Source organism: Streptomyces sp. G5(2025), from assembly GCF_049542075.1.
In the GTDB taxonomy this organism is placed as follows: Bacteria; Actinomycetota; Actinomycetes; order Streptomycetales; family Streptomycetaceae; genus Streptomyces.
On sequence record NZ_JBMUZT010000002.1, the window covers coordinates 1,761,570 to 1,780,056 of the forward strand.

Here is an 18,487-nt window from a genome sequence, read left to right on the forward strand (position 1 = left end):
GCCATGCCTGTCCTCACCGTCAACAGCATCAAGCTCAACTACTACGACAACGCACCGCCCGGCAAGAACGGTTCGACGCCCACCGTGCTGCTCGTCATGGGCTCGGGCGGCAGCGGCCGGGCCTGGCACCTGCACCAGGTGCCCGCCCTGGTGGCCGCGGGCTTCCGGGTGATCAGCTTCGACAACCGGGGCATCGCGCCCAGCGACGAGTGCCCCGAGGGCTTCGGCATCGACGACCTGGTCGCCGACACCGCGGCGCTCATCGAGGGACTGCGCATCGGCCCCTGCCTGGTGGCGGGGATCTCGATGGGCTCGCACATCGCGCAGGAGCTCGCCCTGACCCGGCCCGACCTCGTGGACCGCATGGTCCTGATGGCCACCCGAGCCCGCCCCGACGTACTGCGCGACGCGCTGACCCGGGCCGAGATGGAGCTGTACGACCGGGGTGTGGAGCTGCCCGCCGCCTACGGTGCCGTGATCCAGGCCATGCAGAACCTCTCGCCCCGCACCCTCGACAACGACCAGCAGGCGCGCGACTGGCTCGACATGCTGGAGCTGACCCGGGCCTCGGGTCCAGGTCACCGGGCGCAGCTCGCGGTGGGCGCCATGCCGGACCGGCGCGCGGCCTACCGGGGCATTCGGGCCGCCACCCGGGTCATCGCCTTCCAGGACGACCTGATCGCGCCGCCCGGCCTGGGCCGTGAGGTGGCCGAAGCGATCCCCGGCGCCGAGTTCGAGGTCGTGCCCGACTGCGGGCACTACGGCTACCTGGAGTCGCCGGACACGGTGAACAAGAGCATCGTCGAATTCTTGCGCCGGTGAACGCTCCGGTGAACGCGCCGGTGAAGGGGAGCGAGTTGAAAGGGAGCGAGTTGAACGACGAGTTCGAGACGGGCCTCACGCGGGACGACCGGGAGCTGCTCTCCCTCACACTTGAGGTGTGCCCCGGTTTCAGGCCGGCGGAGATCGTCTACCGCAGCCGCACCTCACTGGTGTTCGGCGGCTCCCTGGACGGCACCGAGGCCCTCGCCAAGATCCGTACGCCGGACTGGCGGCGCCAGAGCCTGCGCGAGATCGACACGTACGACCTCTTCGACGAGGAGCGGCCTCCGGTGGCGGTGCCGCGCCGCTTCGGCTCCGACAAGGAGCGCGCGGTGCTGGTCCTCGAACGGCTTGCGGGGGAGGTCGTGGCGCCGGACCGGTTCCCGGCCGCCCCGGTCTCCGACGCGGATCTCACCGGGGTGCTCGATGCCGTGGAGCGCCTGCGGCACTGGCACCCCGAGGGGGCGCGCGCGTGGGGGGTCGACTACCGGAAGATGCTGGAGGGCGTGCACGCTCAGGGCGTGTTCGACGACGCGGAGTGGAAGGCGACTCTCAGGCTCCTCGAACTGTCGGGAGAGCCACGGGAGTTCGGGCACGGAGACCTGGTGCTCGCCAACGTGGTGCGCACCGACGGCCGGTACGTCCTGATCGACTGGGCGAGCAGCGCGCTGTATCTCCCCGGGCTCGATCTGGCCCAGCTCTGGCTGCTCCTGGGGGACGTCCCGGGGGCACGGGCGCGGATCGAGGCCGAGGTGGCGGGCCGCGGTGACGTCCGGGAGGGCCTCGCGCCGTTCCTGCTGAACCTGACTCTGCTGCTCTACCGCGAGCGGCGCGCCCACCAGCGGTTCACGGACACCCTCTCGCAGGAGCGTGCCGTGCGGCTGGACGCCGCCTGGGACCTGTGCCGCGAGCGGGTCGGTCGCTGCGTGGAGATGACGCACTGACGGGGCTCACCCGCGGGACACGCAGAAGGGCCTCCCGGTCATCGACCGGGAGGCCCTTCTGCGTGGGGGCTACTTGATGAGCAGCTGGTGGCTGGCGAGCTCGCGGTAGAGCGGGCTGCTGCCGGTCAGTTCCTCGTGCCGGCCCGCGGCGACGACCTCGCCGTGTTCGAGGACCACGATCTGGTCGCTGTCCACGACGGTGGAGAGCCGGTGGGCTACCACGAGCAGGGTCCGGTCGGCGGTGACGGTGCCGATCGCGTTCCGCATGAGGGCTTCGTTGCGGGCGTCGAGGTTGCTGGTCGCCTCGTCGAGCAACATGATCGGCGGCGCGGCCAGGAACGTCCGTGCCAGGGCGAGGCGTTGGCGCTCGCCGCCGGACAACAGGACGCCGCCCTCACCGACCTGGGTGTCGAGGCCGTGCGGCGTACGCATGATCACGTCTTCGAGGTTGACCGAGCGCAGTACCTCCCGCATGTCCTCGTCGGTGGCGTCGGGCGAGGCCAGGGAGAGGTTGTCGCGGACCGTTCCGGCCAGGACCGGCGCCGTCTGCTCCACGTAGCCGAGCGCGTTGCGCAGCTCGCGGCGCGGCAGGTCGCGCACGTCGCTCCCGCCCACCCGCACGATGCCCGACGTGACGTCGTAGAACCGCTCCACCAGGGACAGCAGCGTGGACTTGCCCGCGCCCGAAGGGCCGACCAGGGCGGTGCGGGTGCCGCGGGGAACCGTGAGGGACACATCCCGCAGGACGCTCTCGCCGCCCGCGTAGCCGAAGCTGACCCGGTCGAACTCGATCGCGGGCGGACTCACGGTGCCGGCGTCCGCGTCGGGCCTGGTCCGCTCCCGTACGGAGAACGAGCCGTCGGTCAGCGGACCGGTGGCCTTGCCGCTGCCCGCCCGGTCGGACTCCTGCGGTAGGTCGAGCACCTCCTCGATGCGCTGGAGGGCACCGAGCCCCGACTGGAGGCGGGAGTAGGCGGTCAGGGCGCGGCCGAGCGGAAACCACAGCATGAACAGGAAGAGCACGAACGCGACCATGTCGCCGACCTGGATCGCGCCGCTGGCCACGCGGGCGCCGCCGAGGCCCAGGACGACGAGGAACGCCACCTGGATGGTGGTCGAGGTGATCGGGTTGATCATCGCCTGGAGCTTGGCGATGCGCATTCCGGCGCTGTAGGCGTCCTTGGCGTACCCGTCGACGGCCTCTTCCTCGCGGTGCTCGGCGCCGCTGGCGCGGATCGTGCGTACGGCGGAGATCGCGCGCTCCACGGCGGAGGTCATCTCGCCGATGCGGTCCTGGGCGTCCCTCGACGCCCCGCGCACCCTGCGGGAGAGACCGACGACCGCGACGACACCCAGGCCGAGGCCCAGGGCCGTGGCCCCGAACAGGGTGGGGTCGATCAGGCACATCATGACCGCGGAGCCGCCGACCATGACGACGTTGGTCACCGTGTCGAACAGGCCTGATGTGACCACCGCGCGCAGCAGCGTGGTGTCGGCGCCGACACGGGAGAGCAGGTCTCCCGTGCGGCGCTGGTCGTACTCGGTGATGGGCAGCCGCAGGAGCCGGGCGACCAGGCGGCGGCGCGCCGTGAGGACCAGGCCCTCGGCGGCGCGCTGCAGCAGGTAGTCGCGGATCCCGCCGAGCACGGCCACCACGATGAGGACGCCGATGAGCAGGGCCACGAGCTTGCCGACCGGTTTGTCGGCCTCGATGTCGGCCAGTACGTCACGGGTCAGCACCGGCTGACTGAGCGTGAGGAGGGTCACCACCAGCGAGAGCACCGCGACGATCCCCAGCGTCGACCAGCGGCCCTGGAGATACGGGAACAGGGAGCGCAGCCCGACCTTCCGGCTCGGCTCGGCGGGCGGCTTCGGCGCTTTCACCGCTGCTGCATCTGCTTGCGGCGCGGGCGACCGCTCCCTGGTCTGCGTGCTCGTCATCGGACTCCAACTCCTGTTTTCCTGCGGGGGGTTCGCCGGTCAGGCGGGCTGCGCCACGTCGCCGAGCACGTAGCCGTCGGCCGGGCGCATCGCCCGTGAGCGGCGCAGATCGGTCATCACGAAGGTGCGCTGCAGCCAACGGTCGGTTCCGTCGTAGCGGGGGGTGAACTCGGTGCGGCCGTGGACGGTGACGCGGTTGTCGACGATCGCGAGCTCGCCCGGGTTGAGGCGGTAGGTCGCGGCGGACCTGGTGAAGTGGTCCTGGAGATCGCGCAGGGCCTCGGCGGCGCGTTCGGTGACCGGCCTGGTGGCCGCCAGGTCCACCCGGATGTCGGGGTCCGCCGGGTCGCCGCTGAGCACGGGTGCGGCCACTGCGTCGACGTCGCCCATGTTGAAGGAGGGCGGCGGCGCGGTGACGAACTCCGGTGCCCACAGGGCCCGCAGGGTCTCGTCGGACAACACGGGGAGCACCTGCCGTATGCAGGCCGTGCGCAGGCCGGCCTGACCCAGAGGGTCGGCGCGCAGGCACAGCAGCATCACGAAGTCGGGGCGGTGCTCGTGAAAGGCGTTCTCGTTGTGGAACGTGAGCAGGGTCGAGCCCGCGTTGCCCTGGAACTCCTCCATGCCGGGGACGGGGACGACGTCCTGGACGAGGGCCCCGTTCTTCTCGGGCCGGAACGCGCCGGGGTCGCCGAGTCCGCAGGCGACCATCAGCAGGACGGCGGCGCCGAGCGACGGCTCGCGCTGGACGGAGCCGTTGACGTGGGGCGTCGGCGGCAGTTCCAGGGCGTCGACGGGCAGTCCGCGCAGCAGTAGACCGCCGCCAGGACCCGAATCGCGGCGGAATTCGGCGAGGGTTCTGCGCAGGGCGACGGGCAATTCGTGCCAGGATTTCCTGGCGCTCTCGACCCATTCGACGTCGTCGGGGCGGCCCGATGCCTGAGTGGCGAGTTTCCACGCGATCTCTTCGACGCGTTCCGCATCGGATGGGTTCAGCGTCACGTCGTAGCGCGGAGCCGATCGGTCGGCATTCGCTGCCATGTTCATAGCCTCCGTCCACTGTCTTTTATGTGCCCTCCGGACGCTATGGCCGGGCGTTATCGGCCGCGTATCGAGTCAGCATGAGCAGGAATTCCCGTGCCATTTGTCGCGGCGGAACGGCAGACGCCTGAGCGCCGGCTCACCGTGGCGGGCGGGCCGGCGCTGCGGGATGCCGCTGCCTCGTGGCGGGGGCGCGTGCCCCGTCAGGCGCGTACCTCCTGTACGGGTTCCGCGCCTGACCAGACAACCGCGGCGGAGCCCCAGGTGAGGCCGCCGCCGAAGGCGGTCAGGAGCAGACGGTCCCCCGCGGCGACGCGCCCCTGGGCGGCGGCGTCGGCCAGGGCGAGGGGGATGGAGGCGGCGGCCGTGTTGCCCACGTCCGCGATGTTGGAGACGACACGCTCCGGGGGCAGACCGAGGCGCTTGGCCACCGACGTGAGGATGCGGATGTTCGCCTGGTGTCCGACGAACGCGTCGACGTCCGCCATGTCCCAGCCGGCCTTCCCGGCGACGGAGCGGGCGGACTCCGTCATCGTGGTGACGGCCCGGGTGTAGACGTCGCGCCCCTGCATGGTGAGGTGCTCGCCCCCCGGCGGGATGGTGATCAGCTCGTCCCCGGAGCCGTCGCTGCCGAGTTCGGTGTGCAGGACCGCTCCCGGGTCGCTCGTACGGCCCCGCTCCAGGAGGACGGCGCCCGCCCCGTCGCCGAACACGACGGCGGTCGTCCGGTCGTCCGGGTCCACGATCGAGGAGTAGACGTCCGCGCCGATGACCAGAGCCCGGTCACAGGCGCCCGCGGTGATCATCGAGGCGCCCACGGTGAGCCCGTAGACGAAGCCGGAGCAGACGGCGGACAGGTCGAACGCCGCCGCCGCGAGCCCCAGTTGGGAGGCCACCCAGGGTGCGGTGGCCGGGCAGCGCCGGTCCGGGGTGGTGGTCGCGAGCAGGACCAGGTCGCAGCCGTCGCGCCCGGCGGACTTCAGCGCTGCGGCTCCGGCGGCGACGGCGAGGTCTCCTGTTCCGGTGGACGCGGAGACCCGGCGGCGCCGGTCGATGCCGGTGCGCCGGTGGATCCAGGCGTGGTCCGTGTCGAGGTGCCGTGACACCTCGTCATTGGTCACCACGGTCTGCGGCAGGCAGGTGCCGAGTCCCGTGACGACGGCGCCGACCCTGTCACTCGGTCCGGTCATGCGCCCCCTCCTTCCGACGAGATGAGCGGTGCGGTCACCGGGGCGTGCCCGGCGTGGGCGGCCGCCACGTGGCGTTCCGCGAAGTCCTTGCGGGCGATGGGCGCGGTGATCAGTTCCTCCGGCACGGCGAGCAGCTGGAGCAGTGCGTCGCCGTCGAGGTCGGCCGCGGCCGCCGCGCCGCGGGCCTCTTCGAGCCGCAGGATCTCGTCCTGGTCGAGGATCCCCGCCCGCAAACCGGTGAGCGCGTGTTCCAGGACGCAGGACGCCGCGTACTGCTCCAGCAGGCGCCGGGACAGCGGGGTCTCGGCGTGCGCGGCCCAGTGGCCGATCGCCATGGTCTGGCAGACGGCCCGGGTCCACCGGGTGCTGGCCTCGCCGGGACCGTTCCGCTCGACGTCGTCGAGCAGGGCGTCGCAGACGGCGCGCAGTCGGCGGGCCGCACTCAAGTCGCTCGCCCCGGCGACCGCCTCGTCGAGCACCGCGTCGAAGTCCTCGCGGTGGCGCAGGGCGTAGCGGGTGGCCTGGTAGCCGAGGACGGTGTTGTCGCCGCCGAAGGTGACGGCGATCTCGTAGTCGTGGAGCAGGGGCGTGATCTGGTTCAGGTCGTGGTAGCCGAGTCCGCCGCACAGTTCCCGCGTCTCGGCGAGCGTGTGCCGGGCGTCGCCCGTGCAGCCGGACTTGCCGCAGGAGATCAGGGCGTGCAGCACCTGGTCACGGGCCGGTTCGCCGTGGGCGGAGCGGGCCATGGCGATCGAGGAGAGCGCCTCGACCGCGTACTGGGCGGCGAGGGCACGGCCCACGGCCGTGGACAGCCGCACGCGGTAGTGCTCGTGGCCGATCAGCGCCCTGCCGAAGGCCCGCTTGGTACCCGCGAACCGGGTGGTGACGGTGCAGGCGAGGCGCTGCGCGTACGCCGCGCCCACCGTCGGGAAGAGCCGCTCGTGGGTGAAGGTGGCCAGGCACTCCTCGAAGCGCCGGTGGCGGGGCAGCGGGGAGCTGTAGGTGCCCTCCGCGTCGATGGAGGCCCAGCGGTTCATCAGGGCCGACAGCGGGAGCCTGCAGTCCGTGAAGGACAGGACGCCGGTCTGGTTGGCCGTGACGCCGCCCTTCGGCTCGGCCCGTCCGATGCTCACGCCGGGCAGGACCACGCCGTCCTCGCGCAGCGGGACACGTATCCAGTGGTGGCCCTCATCCCGCCCCGCGACCGTGAGGCGGCTCAGCACCATGGCCACGTCGCCCGTGTGCAGGCTGTTGCCGATCCACACCTTGCTGTCGGCGGGCCGGGGGGTGTTCAGGACCAGCGTCCCGTCCCGCGGGTCGTACGTGGCGGTGGTCCGCACCTGCTTCAGGTCCGAGCCCGCGTGCAGCTCGGATCCGGCGAAGCAGTAGACCTTCGTCATGTTGTCGATCTCAGGCTCGTGGGCGCGCAGCTGCTCGGGGCCGCCGTGGCTGAGCAGCGCGTCGCCCGAGATCTGGTGGGAGACGAGGACGTTGAGGAGAGACAGGTCGTACGCGCCGATCCAGCCCATGGTGCGCAGGAAGCCTGGGAAGTCGTCGCTCTCGCCGCGGCCCAGCCAGAGCGAGTTCGCGGTGAGACCGGCGGCGTTCAGGAGACGAGCCCGGCGAAGTGTCAACAGGCTGTAGTCGTGAACGCTGAGATCGTCCGGTCTGATGGTGGCGAACTCGGGTCCGGCGAGGACACGGGCCAGCTCTTCTTCGCGTGGGGTCATGGGCTCTCCTGGGAGGGGTCGCGGGGGGGGTGGCTGTGCGGCCGCGCCGGGGTGTCAGGCGTCCAGCACCAGAGCGCAGTTGCTGCCCCCGAACCCGAAGGAGGTGCTCACCGCGACGGTCCCGCCGTGGCTGCGCGCGCTGCCGAGGACCAGGTCGAGGCCGGGCAGGTCGGGGTCGGCCCGCTCCGTGTGCGCGATCGGCGGCAGGATGCCGCTGCGCAGGCTGCGCAGCGTCAGGACGGCCTCGATGGCGCCGGCCGCGCCCAGGGTGTGGCCGAGCAGCCCCTTGTTCGCGGTGACGGACGGTCCGTGGGGGAAGAGGCGGGTGATGAGCCGGGCCTCGGTCAGGTCGTTCTGCGGTGTCGACGTGCCGTGCGCGTTGACGGTCGCGATGTCCCGCGCCGCGACGCCCGCCGCGGCGAGCGCCTGCTCGACGGCGGCCGTGGCGCCCGCTCCGTCGGGGTGCGGGGACACGGGGTGGTGCGCGTCGGACGTGCTGCTGTAGCCGAGGAGGCGGCCCAGTACGTCGGCGTTGCGGGCGCGGGCCTTCTCCGGCTTCTCCATGACGACGGCCGCGGCGCCCTCGGAAATGACGAAGCCGTCGCGGTCCGCGGCGAACGGGCGTGAGGCGTCGGGCCCCTTGTGCTCGGAGAGCGCGCCCGCCCGGGCGAACCCGGCGACCACGAGCGGGGTGACGCTCGCGTCCGTGCCACAGGCGATGACGGTGTCGCAGATCCCGGAGTCGAGCAGCGTCTTGCCGAGTCCGATCGCCGCGGCCCCCGAGGCGCAGGCGGCGACCAGGGTGTGGCTCGGCCCGGTGATCCCGTACCGGATGCTGATGGTGCCCGCCGCCATGTTGATCAGCGAGCGGGGGTGCAGATAGGGCGAGACCATCGCGGGGCCGTTCCGGCCGAGCCGCCGGTGCTGCTCCTCCGACGTGGTCACACCGCCGAAGGCGGAGCCCACCACGACGCCGACCCGGCTGCCGTCCCAGCTCGCCGGGTCGAGCCCCGACGCGGCGAGCGCCTCGTCCACCGCCGCCAGGGCGAAGCGGATGAAAGGGTCGGTGCGGGCGGTGCCGCGTCCGGTGAGCTGCCCCGGCCGCAGGGGCGGCACGCGCAGGCTGTGCCACGCCCCGGTGCCGTCCAGCGGCTCCGGGTCGCCCGCCTCCAGGGACCGGGCCGCGCACAGGGCGTCCCAGGTCGTGCCGGAGTCGGTGCCGGCCGGGGTCACCAGGCCGGCACCCGTGATGGCTGCGGGGCCTTCGCTCACGCCGCTTCCTGGGCCGCGCCGCCGACCAGCAGGACCACGTCCCCGACGGTGAGCTCCGCGATGCGCGTCTCCTCGCCGCCGAGGTCCACACCCGCCTCTTCCTGGATCCTGACGATCAGCTCGGCAATGGCGAGGGAATCCACGTCGAGGTTGCGCAGCAGGGCACTGTCCGTGATCTCCGTGGGGTCCACTTCCAGGTCCTCGGCCAGGATCCCGTACACGATCGCCTTCGGGTCCACGCTCATGGCTTTCACCTCTACTGGGGTTCAGGGTTGCTTCGACGCCTCGTAACACGATTTCGGATCTACTGTGCCGGCACCGGATATGGAGCACCTATCGCGCTGTTATCAAAGAAAAGAAGCGGAGGAAGAGGTGGAACGAGGGGCAGAAAGCGCGGGAACAAGTCACCACCCGCCGACCGAGCCGACCAGTGGCGATCGGGGTCAGCGCGAAGAAGTGCCGGAACCCGCATCCGTCGGCTGTGCCGGTGACCGGCGAGTGAGGTTTTCTCAACGATGAGCCGATGGTGCGGTGAAAAGGGTGTACCGCTCACTGCTCGCCCAGCCGGACCGGATGACGATCGCGGTGGACGAGATGCTCCGGTACCCAAGCCGTGCCGCTTCGCGTCGTTGACGACACGCCGCCACTCCGCGACCTCGTCGTCATCGGGATCAGCAATCCGGACGGGCCCTTCGGCGACAAGCCGCTCGATCAGCTCCCGTGCCTTCGCCCGCCGTGCCCGGGCGACGGACCGCTCGCAACAGAAACCGCAGTTCAAAGCCGGTTTCTCGACTCGGTGGGCGCCATTCCTGAGCCCGGAGCGTCACATGAGCGTCACGGTCGACAAGAGGCCCCGGCCTTGCCGGAACGTGACAGCGGCCTCGGCCGCCGACTCGTGGCCGACGAGGTATCGACCGGAGCGCCGATCCATTGCGTGGGCCGCTGCCTTGGACATCCCGTTCGACCGCTGCGGCGATCTGTTCCCGGAACCATTCACGTCGGGCAACAGGCGGCCTTCTCACTTGCCGACGAGGCCCATGTGCACGTCGTTGTAGCGGTCGCCGTGCACGCCGATGCGGGCCACTGTGGCGTCGAGGTCCGCGATGTCGTCGGCGGACAGGGCGACCTGAGTCGCGCGGGCGTTCTCCTCCAGGCGTTCGACGCGGCGGGTGCCCGGGGGGGCGGGACGATCCGGGGGTGCTGGACGAGCAGCCAGGCCAAGGCGACCTGTCCCGCGGTGGCATTCCGGCGTGGGCAAGCGTGGCGACGTGGTCGATCAGAGCCTGGTTGGCGGCGAGGTTGTCCTGGTCGAACCGCGGGATGGTGGTACGGATGTCGCCCTGGGTGAACGTGGTCGTGGTGTCGACGGCGCCGGTGAGGAAGCCCTTGCCGAGCGGGCTGAACGGACCTTCGACCTGGTGGACGAGTAGCGGCGCCCCACAGGAAGCCGTTGGGGAAGGCGCTGTTCATACGCTGCTCCTTGTCGTTCACGGGCGTGTTCAGGCTGTGCTTTCGGCGGTGTAGCGCAACCCGTGCCCGAACGGGTAGAGCGGATCCGTGCTCTCCTGCGGCACATCGGGACGTCCGGCCTCGACCTCGGCCATGGATCGCGGAAGTTGGAAGGGCAGGGATCCCTCCGGCGTGGCCCGGCCGAACAGGACGTCGAGCAGCGCCCGGTCGCCGGCGCCATAGGCGGCGAGCAACGCAGCGGCACGGTCGGCGATTTCGGGGATGACGGCGGGCCGTTCGAGGTGGATGGTGACGACGGTGGGCACCCTGTCGGGCAGGGCGAGGATCTGCTTGAGGCGCTCGCGGTCGAAGTCGAGCCGGCCGGCGTGGAAGAAGGACTCGAACAGGCCCGGGCGGGGCTCGTAGGGGGTGTTCAGGCGCAGCACCGCGAGGTCGGCCTGAGCCGGGTCGGTGACGATGTCGGTGTACTCGGCGGCCACGGCCGGGTCGACGCCTTCCACGTACAACCGGGGGCGGCCGGTCAGCGGCAGTACGCCGGCACGGTTCTCCAGCAGGGTCAGCGAGCGGCGCTGGGCGGCCTCTCCAACGGTGCGGAAGTCGGCGCGGCCGACGATCTCTTCGGCGGCGTCCGGGTCGACATAGCGGCGGTCGTCGAACAGCCCGAGGCGGAACTTCTCGGCGAGCAGGCGGGTGACGGAGGCGTCGAGGCGGGATTCCGCCAGCCGTCCTCCGCGGACGAGTTCCACGATCAGCTCGGGACATGCCTCGCCGCCGATCTGGTCGGCGCCCGCGTGCAGCACCTTCAGCGCCCGCTCCTCGGGCGTGAGGTGTTCCACGCCCCAGGCGCGGGCAGCGTGCATCTCGCCCATGATCGGACCGTCGTTGATCAGGCCCCAGTCGGTGCAGACGATGCCGTCGAAGCCCAGCTCCTCGCGCAGCAGCCCGGTGATGATGCCCTTGTTGAAGCCGAAGCCGACCTCTTCGTGCCCGGTGCCGACCGGCATGCCGTAGTACGGCATCATCTGCGTGGCCCCGGCGGCGATGGCCGCCTTGAACGGCCCCAGGTGGTAGTCGAAGAAGCCGCCTGGGTAGACCTGTTCCCTGCCGTAGGGGAAGTGCGGGTCCTCGCCGTCCTTCTGCGGGCCGCCGCCGGGGAAGTGCTTGACCATCGCGGCCACGCTGTCCGGGCCGAGCTGATCCCCCGGACCACGCAGGCCCTCGATGTACGCGGCGGCCATCCGGGAGGTCAGGTCGGCGTCCTCGCCGAACGTGCCCGAGATGCGGGCCCAACGCGGTTCGGTGGCCAGGTCGATCTGCGGGTGCAGGGCGACCCGCAGACCGACGGCCAGGTACTCGCGGCGCACAATGTCGCCGTACTGGCGTGCCAGCTCCACGTCGTCGATGGCGGCCAAGCCCAGGGTTTCGGGCCACTGGGAGAAGGGGCCGGCCATCATCGCGGTGCCCGGGTTGTCGGTGAACGCGTGGCGCGGATCGGTGGACAGCGTCACCGGGATGCCCAGCCGGGTGGCGGCGGCCTGCTCCTGGAGGCGGTTGTGGAGCTCCGCCATCTCGCGTGGGGTGCCCGCGCCCAGGAGGTTGAAGTGCGACATGAGCCGGTCGGACATCATCCGCTCGGCGGTGAGGCCGACGGGTGCGGGGTTCGCTCCGATGCCTGTCGCGTGGTGGAAGAGCAGCCCGGCCTTCTCTGCCGGCGTCATACGGGGCAGCAGGTCCGCCACCCGTTCTTCGACGCTGCGGCTGGGGTCCTGGTAGGGGTGGGTCACTGCTGCTCCTCGGTGGTGCGGTGGGGGGCGTGGAAGGTGTGGATGCCGGGCCCGGCCCGGGTGGGCTCGGCGCCCGGCAGGTCGATGGTGGCGTCGGTGCCCTGGGGGGCGGTCACGGTGACCGTCAGCCGGCCGTCGGTCAGGCGCCACGCCACCTCGGCCCGTCCGTACGGTGTCTCGTACGCGGCCTTGGCCCAGGTGAGGCCGCCGCCGGGGCGGGGCCGGACGAGCAGGCGGCGGTAGCCGGGGGCGGCGGGGGCGAGACCCGCGACGGTGCGGTGCAGCCAGTCGGCGACCGCACCGAGCGCATAGTGGTTGAAGGAGGTCATCTCTCCGGGGTTGACGCTGCCGTCGGGCAGCAGACTGTCCCAGCGCTCCCAGATCGTCGTGGCACCCATGTCCACCTGGTAGAGCCACGACGGACAGGAGCGCTCCAGCAGCAACCGGTACGCGGTATCGGTGTGGCCGGCGGCGGTGAGCGCGTCGCACACCAGCGGCGTGCCGAGGAAGCCGGTGCCGATCCGGTGGCCGCGCTCTGCCACCAGAGCGGCCAGCCGGTTGCCGGCCTCGGTCCGCTCGGCGTCGTCCTGGAGCAGGTCGAAGCCGAGGGCGAGGGCGTAGGCGGTCTGGGTCTCTTCCGTCAGGTGGCCGCCACGGGTGTGGAAGCGGGCGCGGAAGGCTTGCCGTACGGCATCGGAGAGTGCGTGATAGTGCTCGGCGTGGTCCTTCTTCCCCAGGACGTCGGCGGTGCGGGCCAGCAGTCGGGACGAGTGCGCGAAGTAGGCGGTCGCAACGAGTGGGGAGGAGGTCGTCGCCCCGCCGGGGTCGTCGGGGGATGCGGTGGGGTCGAGCCAGTCGCCGAACTGGAAGCCCTCGCCCCACACGTGCGCGGGCCCGGCGATCCGGTCGACGGCGTCGACCCAAGCGCGCATGGACGGGTACTGGGTGCGCAGCACTTCGGTGTCGCCGTACCGCTCGTACAGGACCCACGGGACGATGACGGCGGCGTCGCACCAGCCAGCCATCGGAGGGTTGCCGGGAGGCATCGGTACGGGGATGTTCAAGGGGATGGCGGGGCTGATCACCGGGGGGATGCCGTCGGGGTCCTCGGTCTGGTCCGCGGCGAGGTCGCGCAGCCAGGAGCGCAGGAAGTCCTGGGTGTCGTAGAGGAACGTGGCGGTGGGGGCGAAGACCTGGATGTCGCCGCTCCAGCCGAGGCGTTCGTCGCGCTGGGGGCAGTCGGTGGGAACGTCCAGGAAGTTGCCCCGCATCCCCCACACCACGTTCTCGTGCAGTCGGTTCAGCGACGGATCGGAGGACTCGAACCAACCGGTCCGGCGGAGGTCGCTGTGCAGGACCACAGCGGTGACGTCACCGGGGCCGAGTTCGCCGGGCCAGTTGTCGATCTCGGCGTAGCGGAAGCCGTGGAAGGTGAAGCGGGGCTCCCACTGCTCGCCGTCGGCGTCGCCGCGCAACGTGTAGCGGTCGGTGGCCAGGGCGCCGCGCAGCGGACGTACGCACAACTCGCCGCCCTCCAACACCTCCGCGTGCCGCAGGGTTACGGTGCGACCCGCCTCACCGCGGACGCGAATGCGCAGCCTGCCGACCAGGTTCTGGCCGAAGTCGACCAGGACGCGCCCGCTGGGGGACGTGGTAACGGCCACCGGGGGGAGGCACTCGATGCGCCGTACGGGAGGGCTGTCGGCCGGGAACAGCACCGAGGTGTCGAAGTCCACGACGCGCACCGGATGCCAGTGCGTGTCGTCGAAGCCCGGTTCGCTCCAGCCGGGCAGCTCCCGGCGGGCGTCGTATGCCTCTCCCTCGTACAGGCCGGTGGCGGTGACGGGACCGGCCGCCGCGCGCCAGCCCGGACCGGTCGTGACGGTCTGGACGATGCCGTCGGCGTACTCGATCCGCAGCTCGCCGAGCAGTGCGGTGTGCGGTCCGTGGATGTCGCGGTTGCCGCCGTTGAAGCCGAGCAGGCCCCGGTACCATCCGTCCGCCAGGTGCGCGCCCCAGGCGTTGGGACCGGGGCGCAGCATCCGGGTCACGTCGAAGGACTGGTAGCGGTGGCGATGGTGGTAGCTGGTCCAGCCCGGCGCCAGGACGTGGTCCCCGACCACGGCGCCGTTGAGATGCGTCTCGTACACCCCCAGGGCGGTGACCCTCAGCTCCGCCTGCCTCACCCGGCCGCTCACGGTGAACACCTCACGCAGCAGCGTGGCGGGCCGGCCCTCCGTAGCGGGTGGCTCTTCCGGCCGGGCGGGGGTGATGACCTGAGCGGTCCAGGCGTGCGGCATGTCTGCCTTTCTCGGTGCCGGCGGTGCGGAGGCCGTGGGGCGTTCAGATGACGGGGGCGGCGTCAGTTTCGGCGGGATCCCGCAGTGGCGGGATGAACAGCGATATCGCCAGGGTCAGCGCGGTGAGCAGCGCTCCGGTCCAGAACAGCCAGGCGTAGCCGCCGTCCTGGTAGAAGGCGGTGCCGTCCACGACGGTGCCGTGTGTCGCGAGGGCGGCGAACGACAGGGCGGTGACGATGGCGCCGAAAAAGTTGATGCCCATGTTGAGCATGCCGCTGCCCAGCCCCTGCTCCTCCTTGGACACCACGCCGACGACCAGCGCCGGAGCTCCCGCGACGACGAGGCCGGAGCCGAGGTTGGCGAGGCACGAGGTGAGGATGAGTTCTGTCTCGTCGGCGTGGAAGAAACCCACCAGGCCGTAGCCGCCCGCCATCAGAGCCAGCCCCGCCCACCAGATCAGCCGGGCATCGACGGTGCGCAGGAGGCGGCTGGCGACGATTCCGGTACCGAACATCACCACGTTCCAGGTCACGCTGACGACGGCGTTGTGCTGTGCCGTCCACCCGAGACCGGCGGAGACGCCGGGGATGTGCGGGTAGAGGGCGAGCAGGATCGCCATGCCCGGCATGGTGAAGGCGACGGCCTGAGCGAGCCCGCCGCTGACGAGGACCAGGGCGACCGGGCGTCGGCTGAGTACCTTCAGGTCCAGGATCGGGTGGGCGCTGGAGCGCTCCACGAAAAAGAAGACGACCAGTGCGACCAGGCCGGCGGCGAGCCAGCCGAGCGTTTTGGCGTCGGCCCAGCCCCAGCTCTGTCCCTGGCCGACCGCGTAGACGACCGCGGTCAGTCCCCCGCCGAGGACCAGGCCGCCGAGCCAGTCGAAGCCGGGCCGGAAGTCATGCTGTGGGGTCTGGGGCACGAGGAAGGCGATCAGCGCGAAGCCTGCGGCGGAGGCCGCGGCGAGGAACCACATCACGCCCTGGTAGCCCCAGCCGTCGACCAGCCAGCCGGCCAGGAACGGCCCGGCCAGGGCCACCAGACCGACGCTGCTGCCCAGGATGGCGCTGGCCGGCTTCACCAGCCGGGCGGGGAAGATGTCCCGTACGGCAGGGAAGGACAGGGCGCCGAACGGGCCGTAACAGCCGGCGATCGCCCGCCCGAGCAGCAGAAGCCAGAAACTGCCCGCCGTCGCGGCGATGACGTCTCCGACGACCCCCAGGCCGGCCATGGCGAGCATAAGCCGCTTCCTGCCGTAGCGGTCGCCCAGTTTCATCACGAACGGCGTCAGCAGCGTCGAGACGAGGACGACGGTCAGCCCGAACCAGGCCACGTGCGTGGTGCGGAAGCTCTGCGCCACGCTGGCGGTGGCGTTGGCGCCCAGGATGCCGGCGGCGGCCAGGAGCTGGGTCGGCCAGATGAGCGCGATGAGTACGGCGACCAGTGGCGGGGTCCATCTCGTGGTGTCGTCGGACGAGGCTGCGTCGAGCGAGGGGCCGGCAGGCGTCGGTGTCATGAAGCCGCTCCTTTCGCGAACAGGGAAGGTCGGGTTCGTGCGTGGAACGGCAGGCCGTCAGCCAGGGCCAATATCTGGCCACAGGCGCGAAACGTTCCCTCGCTTTCGGATGATGATGAGCCCAATACTTAGTGCACGCTAGGCATTGGTAGAGTGATGCACGTCACACGAGTCGGGGGGTAGGTGGCCCCTGCCATGCGGCGACGACACTCCCGCGAGACCCGGCGACGGCGCTCGGTACGGTTGTGCGCATGGGGACACCACGGGGGCCGCGCGGCGGCTACACAACAGGGCTGGCCAGGCGCAACCAGATCCTGGAGGCCGCGCTGCTGCGCTTCGGCCAGGACGGTTACCGCAAGACCTCACTGGCCCGCGTCGCCCGCGACGCCGGCATCACCGACGCCGGGCTGCTCCACCACTTCGGCGACAAGCAGCAACTGCTTCTGGCCGTGGTGCAGTACTGGCACGAGCGGCTCGACGAGCAATGGGTACGCGTACCCGACTCCGTACGGGACGCCTTCCGCTGCCACCTGGAGGACACGGCCGCATCACTGACCATGCCGGGGATCCTCGAACTCGCCGTCGTGATCGGCGCCGAGGCCACCGCACCGGACCACCCCGCGCACGAGTTCTTCTCCCAGTGGCAGGAAAAGGGCGTACGCGAACTCGCGGACCGCCTGCGCGCCGGCGCCGAGTCCGGTGAGCTCAAGGCGGGCCTGGACCACGAGAACATCGCCCGGGAGTGCGCGGCGCTGGATGCCGGGCTACGACTGCAGTGGCTGGCCGGCGGGCGCGCATTCGACCTGATCGCCGTGATGCGCTCGCACCTGGACCGCCTGATGAGCGCCATCGCGGCCGACGGCGAGGGGCTGTAGCGCCCAGGCGGAACCGAGGCGGGCGGCAAGCGCGCACCGTGCCGCGCCACACCTAATGTCAGGTAACCTGACGTTAGTCGCTTTCTCACGGGGAGCTGGGTACCGATGGCATACGTGAAGGTCCTGCTGGCCGGGATGGTGGTCGGAATTCTGTACGTGGCACTGCGAGTCAAAGCCCCCGCTCCCCCGCCCGTCGCGCTGTGCGGCCTGCTCGGCATGCTGCTGAGCCAGGCCGCCCTGGGGGCCTTGTGACCGCCCCACGCAGGGCCCGTGCGGCGGCGTTCGCGCGGCGGGCGGGGGTCTCCCTCCTCGCCGGAACCGCGATGGGCGCGGTCTTCTGGGCCCTGGACGTCGCTGCACCCGCGCCGCCCCTGCTGAGCCTGTGCGGACTGGCGGGCATCCTCCTCGGCGAGCGGATCGCCACGGCCCTCCGCAAGCGGTGGGTACGGCGCCGCCGACCCGCCGACCCGGTGATCCCCGCACCCGCCGGGGGCGCCGGTCCCGGGAGAGCGCCACACGCGACTACCCCGTAGCGGGCAGCCGGACGACGGGCCGCGGTCGGCCACGGTCTCGGGGTCATGCGGTGGACCCCGTTGGGGGCGGTGGGTCACAGATCCAGGACAAGGCGCGGACAGGCGGCGCGCGAGACGCAGATGAACATCGTGTCGTTGCGGGCCTGCTCGGCGGGGGTGAGGAGGGAGTCGCGGTGGTCCACCACCCCGTCGAGGACCGCCGTCTCGCAGGTGCCACAGGTGCCCTCCTGACACGAGGACAGGACCTGCACGCCGGCCTCCTCGACCGCCTGGAGGACGGTCTTGTCCGGGGGGACGGTCACCGTGATGCCGCTCCGGGAGAGTTCCACCTCGAAGGAGGTCGAAGGGGCGTCGCCCTCCCGCGACTTCGACGTGAACCGCTCGATGTGCAGCGAGCCCTCCGGCCAGGGGGCACACCGCCGCTCCACCGCGTTGAGCAGGGGCTCGGGACCGCAGCAGTAGACGAGGGTGCCGGGGACGGGGCTGCCGAGCAGCCTGTCCAGGTCGAGAAGACCGGTCTCGTCCTGGGGGCGCAGGGCCAACCGGTGGGGGTGGTCCTCGGCGAGCTGCCCGGCGAAGGCCATGGTGGCGCGGCTGCGGCCGCCGTACACCAGCCGCCAGTCGGCGCCCCGCCGCTCGGCGGCGGCGATCATCGGCAGGACCGGGGTGATGCCGATGCCACCGGCGATGAACAGGTAGCGGGGGGAGTCGACCAGCGGGAAGTGGTTGCGGGGGCCGCGCACCAGGACCATGTCGCCCTCGGCCAGGGTGTCGTGCACGTAGTGGGAGCCGCCCCGGCTCTCCGGCTCGCGCAGCACGGCGACCTGGAGGAGGGAGGTGTCCCCCGGGTCGCCGCACAGCGAGTACTGCCGTATCAGACCGGGGCCCAGCACCAGGTCGATGTGGGCGCCGGGGCTCCACGCGGGCAGCCGCTCGCCGGAGGGGTGGGCCAGGCTGAGCCGGACGACGCCCTCGGCGAGGGGCTCCTTGCGCACCAGGGTCAGGTCGAGTTGGACCTCGGTGCGTTGTGGGCTCGTGATGGTCATGGTGGTTCTCTTTTCGGACCGGGGGC

17 protein-coding genes are annotated in these 18,487 nt (G+C 71.5%); 6 read left to right on the forward strand and 11 right to left on the reverse strand.

The window, feature by feature from the left end; genetic code table 11:
• Window positions 1-3 precede the first annotated feature (3 nt).
• Window positions 4-822, forward strand: coding sequence for an alpha/beta fold hydrolase (locus tag ACOBQB_RS07980; RefSeq protein ID WP_423589911.1), 819 nt, complete (start codon window positions 4-6; stop codon window positions 820-822).
• A gap of 50 nt (window positions 823-872) precedes the next feature.
• Complete coding sequence (gene hasP / locus ACOBQB_RS07985; protein WP_423589913.1) at window positions 873-1,766, forward strand: 3-hydroxyasparagine phosphotransferase; 894 nt, start codon at window positions 873-875, stop codon at window positions 1,764-1,766.
• A gap of 69 nt (window positions 1,767-1,835) precedes the next feature.
• Here the strand turns inward: hasP and ACOBQB_RS07990 are convergent, their stop codons facing one another.
• From ACOBQB_RS07990 to ACOBQB_RS08020, 7 genes are all read right to left on the reverse strand, one after another.
• Entirely contained in the window at window positions 1,836-3,707 is a 1,872-nt protein-coding gene (locus tag ACOBQB_RS07990; RefSeq protein WP_423589915.1) for an ABC transporter ATP-binding protein, read from the reverse strand.
• A gap of 39 nt (window positions 3,708-3,746) precedes the next feature.
• Window positions 3,747-4,748, reverse strand: a complete 1,002-nt coding sequence (locus ACOBQB_RS07995; RefSeq protein WP_423589916.1) for a TauD/TfdA family dioxygenase — start codon at window positions 4,746-4,748, stop codon at window positions 3,747-3,749.
• 203 nt (window positions 4,749-4,951) lie between these two features.
• Window positions 4,952-5,938, reverse strand: a complete 987-nt coding sequence (locus tag ACOBQB_RS08000; RefSeq protein WP_423589918.1) for a beta-ketoacyl-ACP synthase III — start codon at window positions 5,936-5,938, stop codon at window positions 4,952-4,954.
• Window positions 5,935-7,668 carry an acyl-CoA dehydrogenase family protein gene (locus ACOBQB_RS08005; protein WP_423589920.1) on the reverse strand — a complete coding sequence of 578 codons (1,734 nt, stop codon included), beginning with the start codon at window positions 7,666-7,668 and terminating at the stop codon, window positions 5,935-5,937. The genes ACOBQB_RS08000 and ACOBQB_RS08005 overlap by 4 nt, the downstream gene beginning before the upstream one ends.
• Before the next feature lie 54 nt (window positions 7,669-7,722).
• The gene (locus ACOBQB_RS08010; protein ID WP_423589922.1) at window positions 7,723-8,940 is read right to left on the reverse strand and encodes a beta-ketoacyl-[acyl-carrier-protein] synthase family protein; all 1,218 of its coding nucleotides are present in this window, start codon (window positions 8,938-8,940) and stop codon (window positions 7,723-7,725) included.
• The gene (locus ACOBQB_RS08015) at window positions 8,937-9,185 is read right to left on the reverse strand and encodes an acyl carrier protein (protein ID WP_423589923.1); all 249 of its coding nucleotides are present in this window, start codon (window positions 9,183-9,185) and stop codon (window positions 8,937-8,939) included. The genes ACOBQB_RS08010 and ACOBQB_RS08015 overlap by 4 nt, the downstream gene beginning before the upstream one ends.
• 773 nt (window positions 9,186-9,958) lie before the next feature.
• The gene (locus ACOBQB_RS08020) at window positions 9,959-10,198 is read right to left on the reverse strand and encodes a hypothetical protein (RefSeq protein ID WP_423589924.1); all 240 of its coding nucleotides are present in this window, start codon (window positions 10,196-10,198) and stop codon (window positions 9,959-9,961) included.
• Between ACOBQB_RS08020 and ACOBQB_RS08025 the strand changes: the two genes are divergently transcribed.
• Window positions 10,191-10,370: a hypothetical protein gene (locus ACOBQB_RS08025; protein ID WP_423589926.1), complete on the forward strand. Its 180-nt coding sequence runs from the start codon at window positions 10,191-10,193 to the stop codon at window positions 10,368-10,370. The two genes, ACOBQB_RS08020 and ACOBQB_RS08025, sit on opposite strands and share 8 nt — an antisense overlap.
• A 69-nt stretch (window positions 10,371-10,439) precedes the next feature.
• Here ACOBQB_RS08025 and ACOBQB_RS08030 read toward each other — a convergent pair whose 3' ends face one another.
• Genes ACOBQB_RS08030 through ACOBQB_RS08040 form a run of 3 tightly spaced genes read right to left on the reverse strand, consistent with a single transcriptional unit; the run spans window position 10,440 to window position 16,007 of the window.
• Entirely contained in the window at window positions 10,440-12,194 is a 1,755-nt protein-coding gene (locus ACOBQB_RS08030; protein ID WP_423589927.1) for a glycoside hydrolase family 3 N-terminal domain-containing protein, read from the reverse strand.
• A complete protein-coding gene (locus ACOBQB_RS08035) occupies window positions 12,191-14,494 on the reverse strand; it encodes a family 78 glycoside hydrolase catalytic domain (protein WP_423589929.1) in 2,304 nt (767 codons plus the stop codon). The genes ACOBQB_RS08030 and ACOBQB_RS08035 overlap by 4 nt, the downstream gene beginning before the upstream one ends.
• A gap of 43 nt (window positions 14,495-14,537) precedes the next feature.
• Window positions 14,538-16,007: an MFS transporter gene (locus ACOBQB_RS08040; RefSeq protein WP_423589930.1), complete on the reverse strand. Its 1,470-nt coding sequence runs from the start codon at window positions 16,005-16,007 to the stop codon at window positions 14,538-14,540.
• Between the two features lie 251 nt (window positions 16,008-16,258).
• On the opposite strand from ACOBQB_RS08040, the gene ACOBQB_RS08045 reads away from it, so the two are divergent.
• From ACOBQB_RS08045 to ACOBQB_RS08055, 3 genes are all read left to right on the forward strand, one after another.
• A complete protein-coding gene (locus tag ACOBQB_RS08045) occupies window positions 16,259-16,882 on the forward strand; it encodes a TetR/AcrR family transcriptional regulator (protein ID WP_423589932.1) in 624 nt (207 codons plus the stop codon).
• Between the two features lie 105 nt (window positions 16,883-16,987).
• A complete protein-coding gene (locus ACOBQB_RS08050) occupies window positions 16,988-17,134 on the forward strand; it encodes a DUF1427 family protein (RefSeq protein WP_423589933.1) in 147 nt (48 codons plus the stop codon).
• The gene (locus tag ACOBQB_RS08055) at window positions 17,131-17,415 is read left to right on the forward strand and encodes a DUF1427 family protein (RefSeq protein WP_423589935.1); all 285 of its coding nucleotides are present in this window, start codon (window positions 17,131-17,133) and stop codon (window positions 17,413-17,415) included. The genes ACOBQB_RS08050 and ACOBQB_RS08055 overlap by 4 nt, the downstream gene beginning before the upstream one ends.
• A 74-nt stretch (window positions 17,416-17,489) precedes the next feature.
• Here the strand turns inward: ACOBQB_RS08055 and ACOBQB_RS08060 are convergent, their stop codons facing one another.
• Window positions 17,490-18,461 (reverse strand): PDR/VanB family oxidoreductase, encoded by a 972-nt coding sequence (locus ACOBQB_RS08060; RefSeq protein WP_423589937.1) that lies wholly within the window; start codon window positions 18,459-18,461, stop codon window positions 17,490-17,492.
• Window positions 18,462-18,487: the final 26 nt, after the last annotated feature.

Excerpts from the sequence above, each read along its gene's own strand:
- ACOBQB_RS07980 (WP_423589911.1), top strand. The coding sequence starts at position 4 with ATGCCTGTCCTCACCGTCAACAGCATCAAGCTCAACTACTACGACAAC.
- ACOBQB_RS07990 (WP_423589915.1), bottom strand. The coding sequence starts at position 3,707 with ATGACGAGCACGCAGACCAGGGAGCGGTCGCCCGCGCCGCAAGCAGAT.
- ACOBQB_RS07995 (WP_423589916.1), bottom strand. The coding sequence starts at position 4,748 with ATGGCAGCGAATGCCGACCGATCGGCTCCGCGCTACGACGTGACGCTG.
- ACOBQB_RS08000 (WP_423589918.1), bottom strand. The coding sequence starts at position 5,938 with ATGACCGGACCGAGTGACAGGGTCGGCGCCGTCGTCACGGGACTCGGC.
- ACOBQB_RS08005 (WP_423589920.1), bottom strand. The coding sequence starts at position 7,668 with ATGACCCCACGCGAAGAAGAGCTGGCCCGTGTCCTCGCCGGACCCGAG.
- ACOBQB_RS08015 (WP_423589923.1), bottom strand. The coding sequence starts at position 9,185 with ATGAGCGTGGACCCGAAGGCGATCGTGTACGGGATCCTGGCCGAGGAC.
- ACOBQB_RS08035 (WP_423589929.1), bottom strand. The coding sequence starts at position 14,494 with ATGCCGCACGCCTGGACCGCTCAGGTCATCACCCCCGCCCGGCCGGAA.
- ACOBQB_RS08040 (WP_423589930.1), bottom strand. The coding sequence starts at position 16,007 with ATGACACCGACGCCTGCCGGCCCCTCGCTCGACGCAGCCTCGTCCGAC.
- ACOBQB_RS08045 (WP_423589932.1), top strand. The coding sequence starts at position 16,259 with ATGGGGACACCACGGGGGCCGCGCGGCGGCTACACAACAGGGCTGGCC.
- ACOBQB_RS08050 (WP_423589933.1), top strand. The coding sequence starts at position 16,988 with ATGGCATACGTGAAGGTCCTGCTGGCCGGGATGGTGGTCGGAATTCTG.
- ACOBQB_RS08060 (WP_423589937.1), bottom strand. The coding sequence starts at position 18,461 with ATGACCATCACGAGCCCACAACGCACCGAGGTCCAACTCGACCTGACC.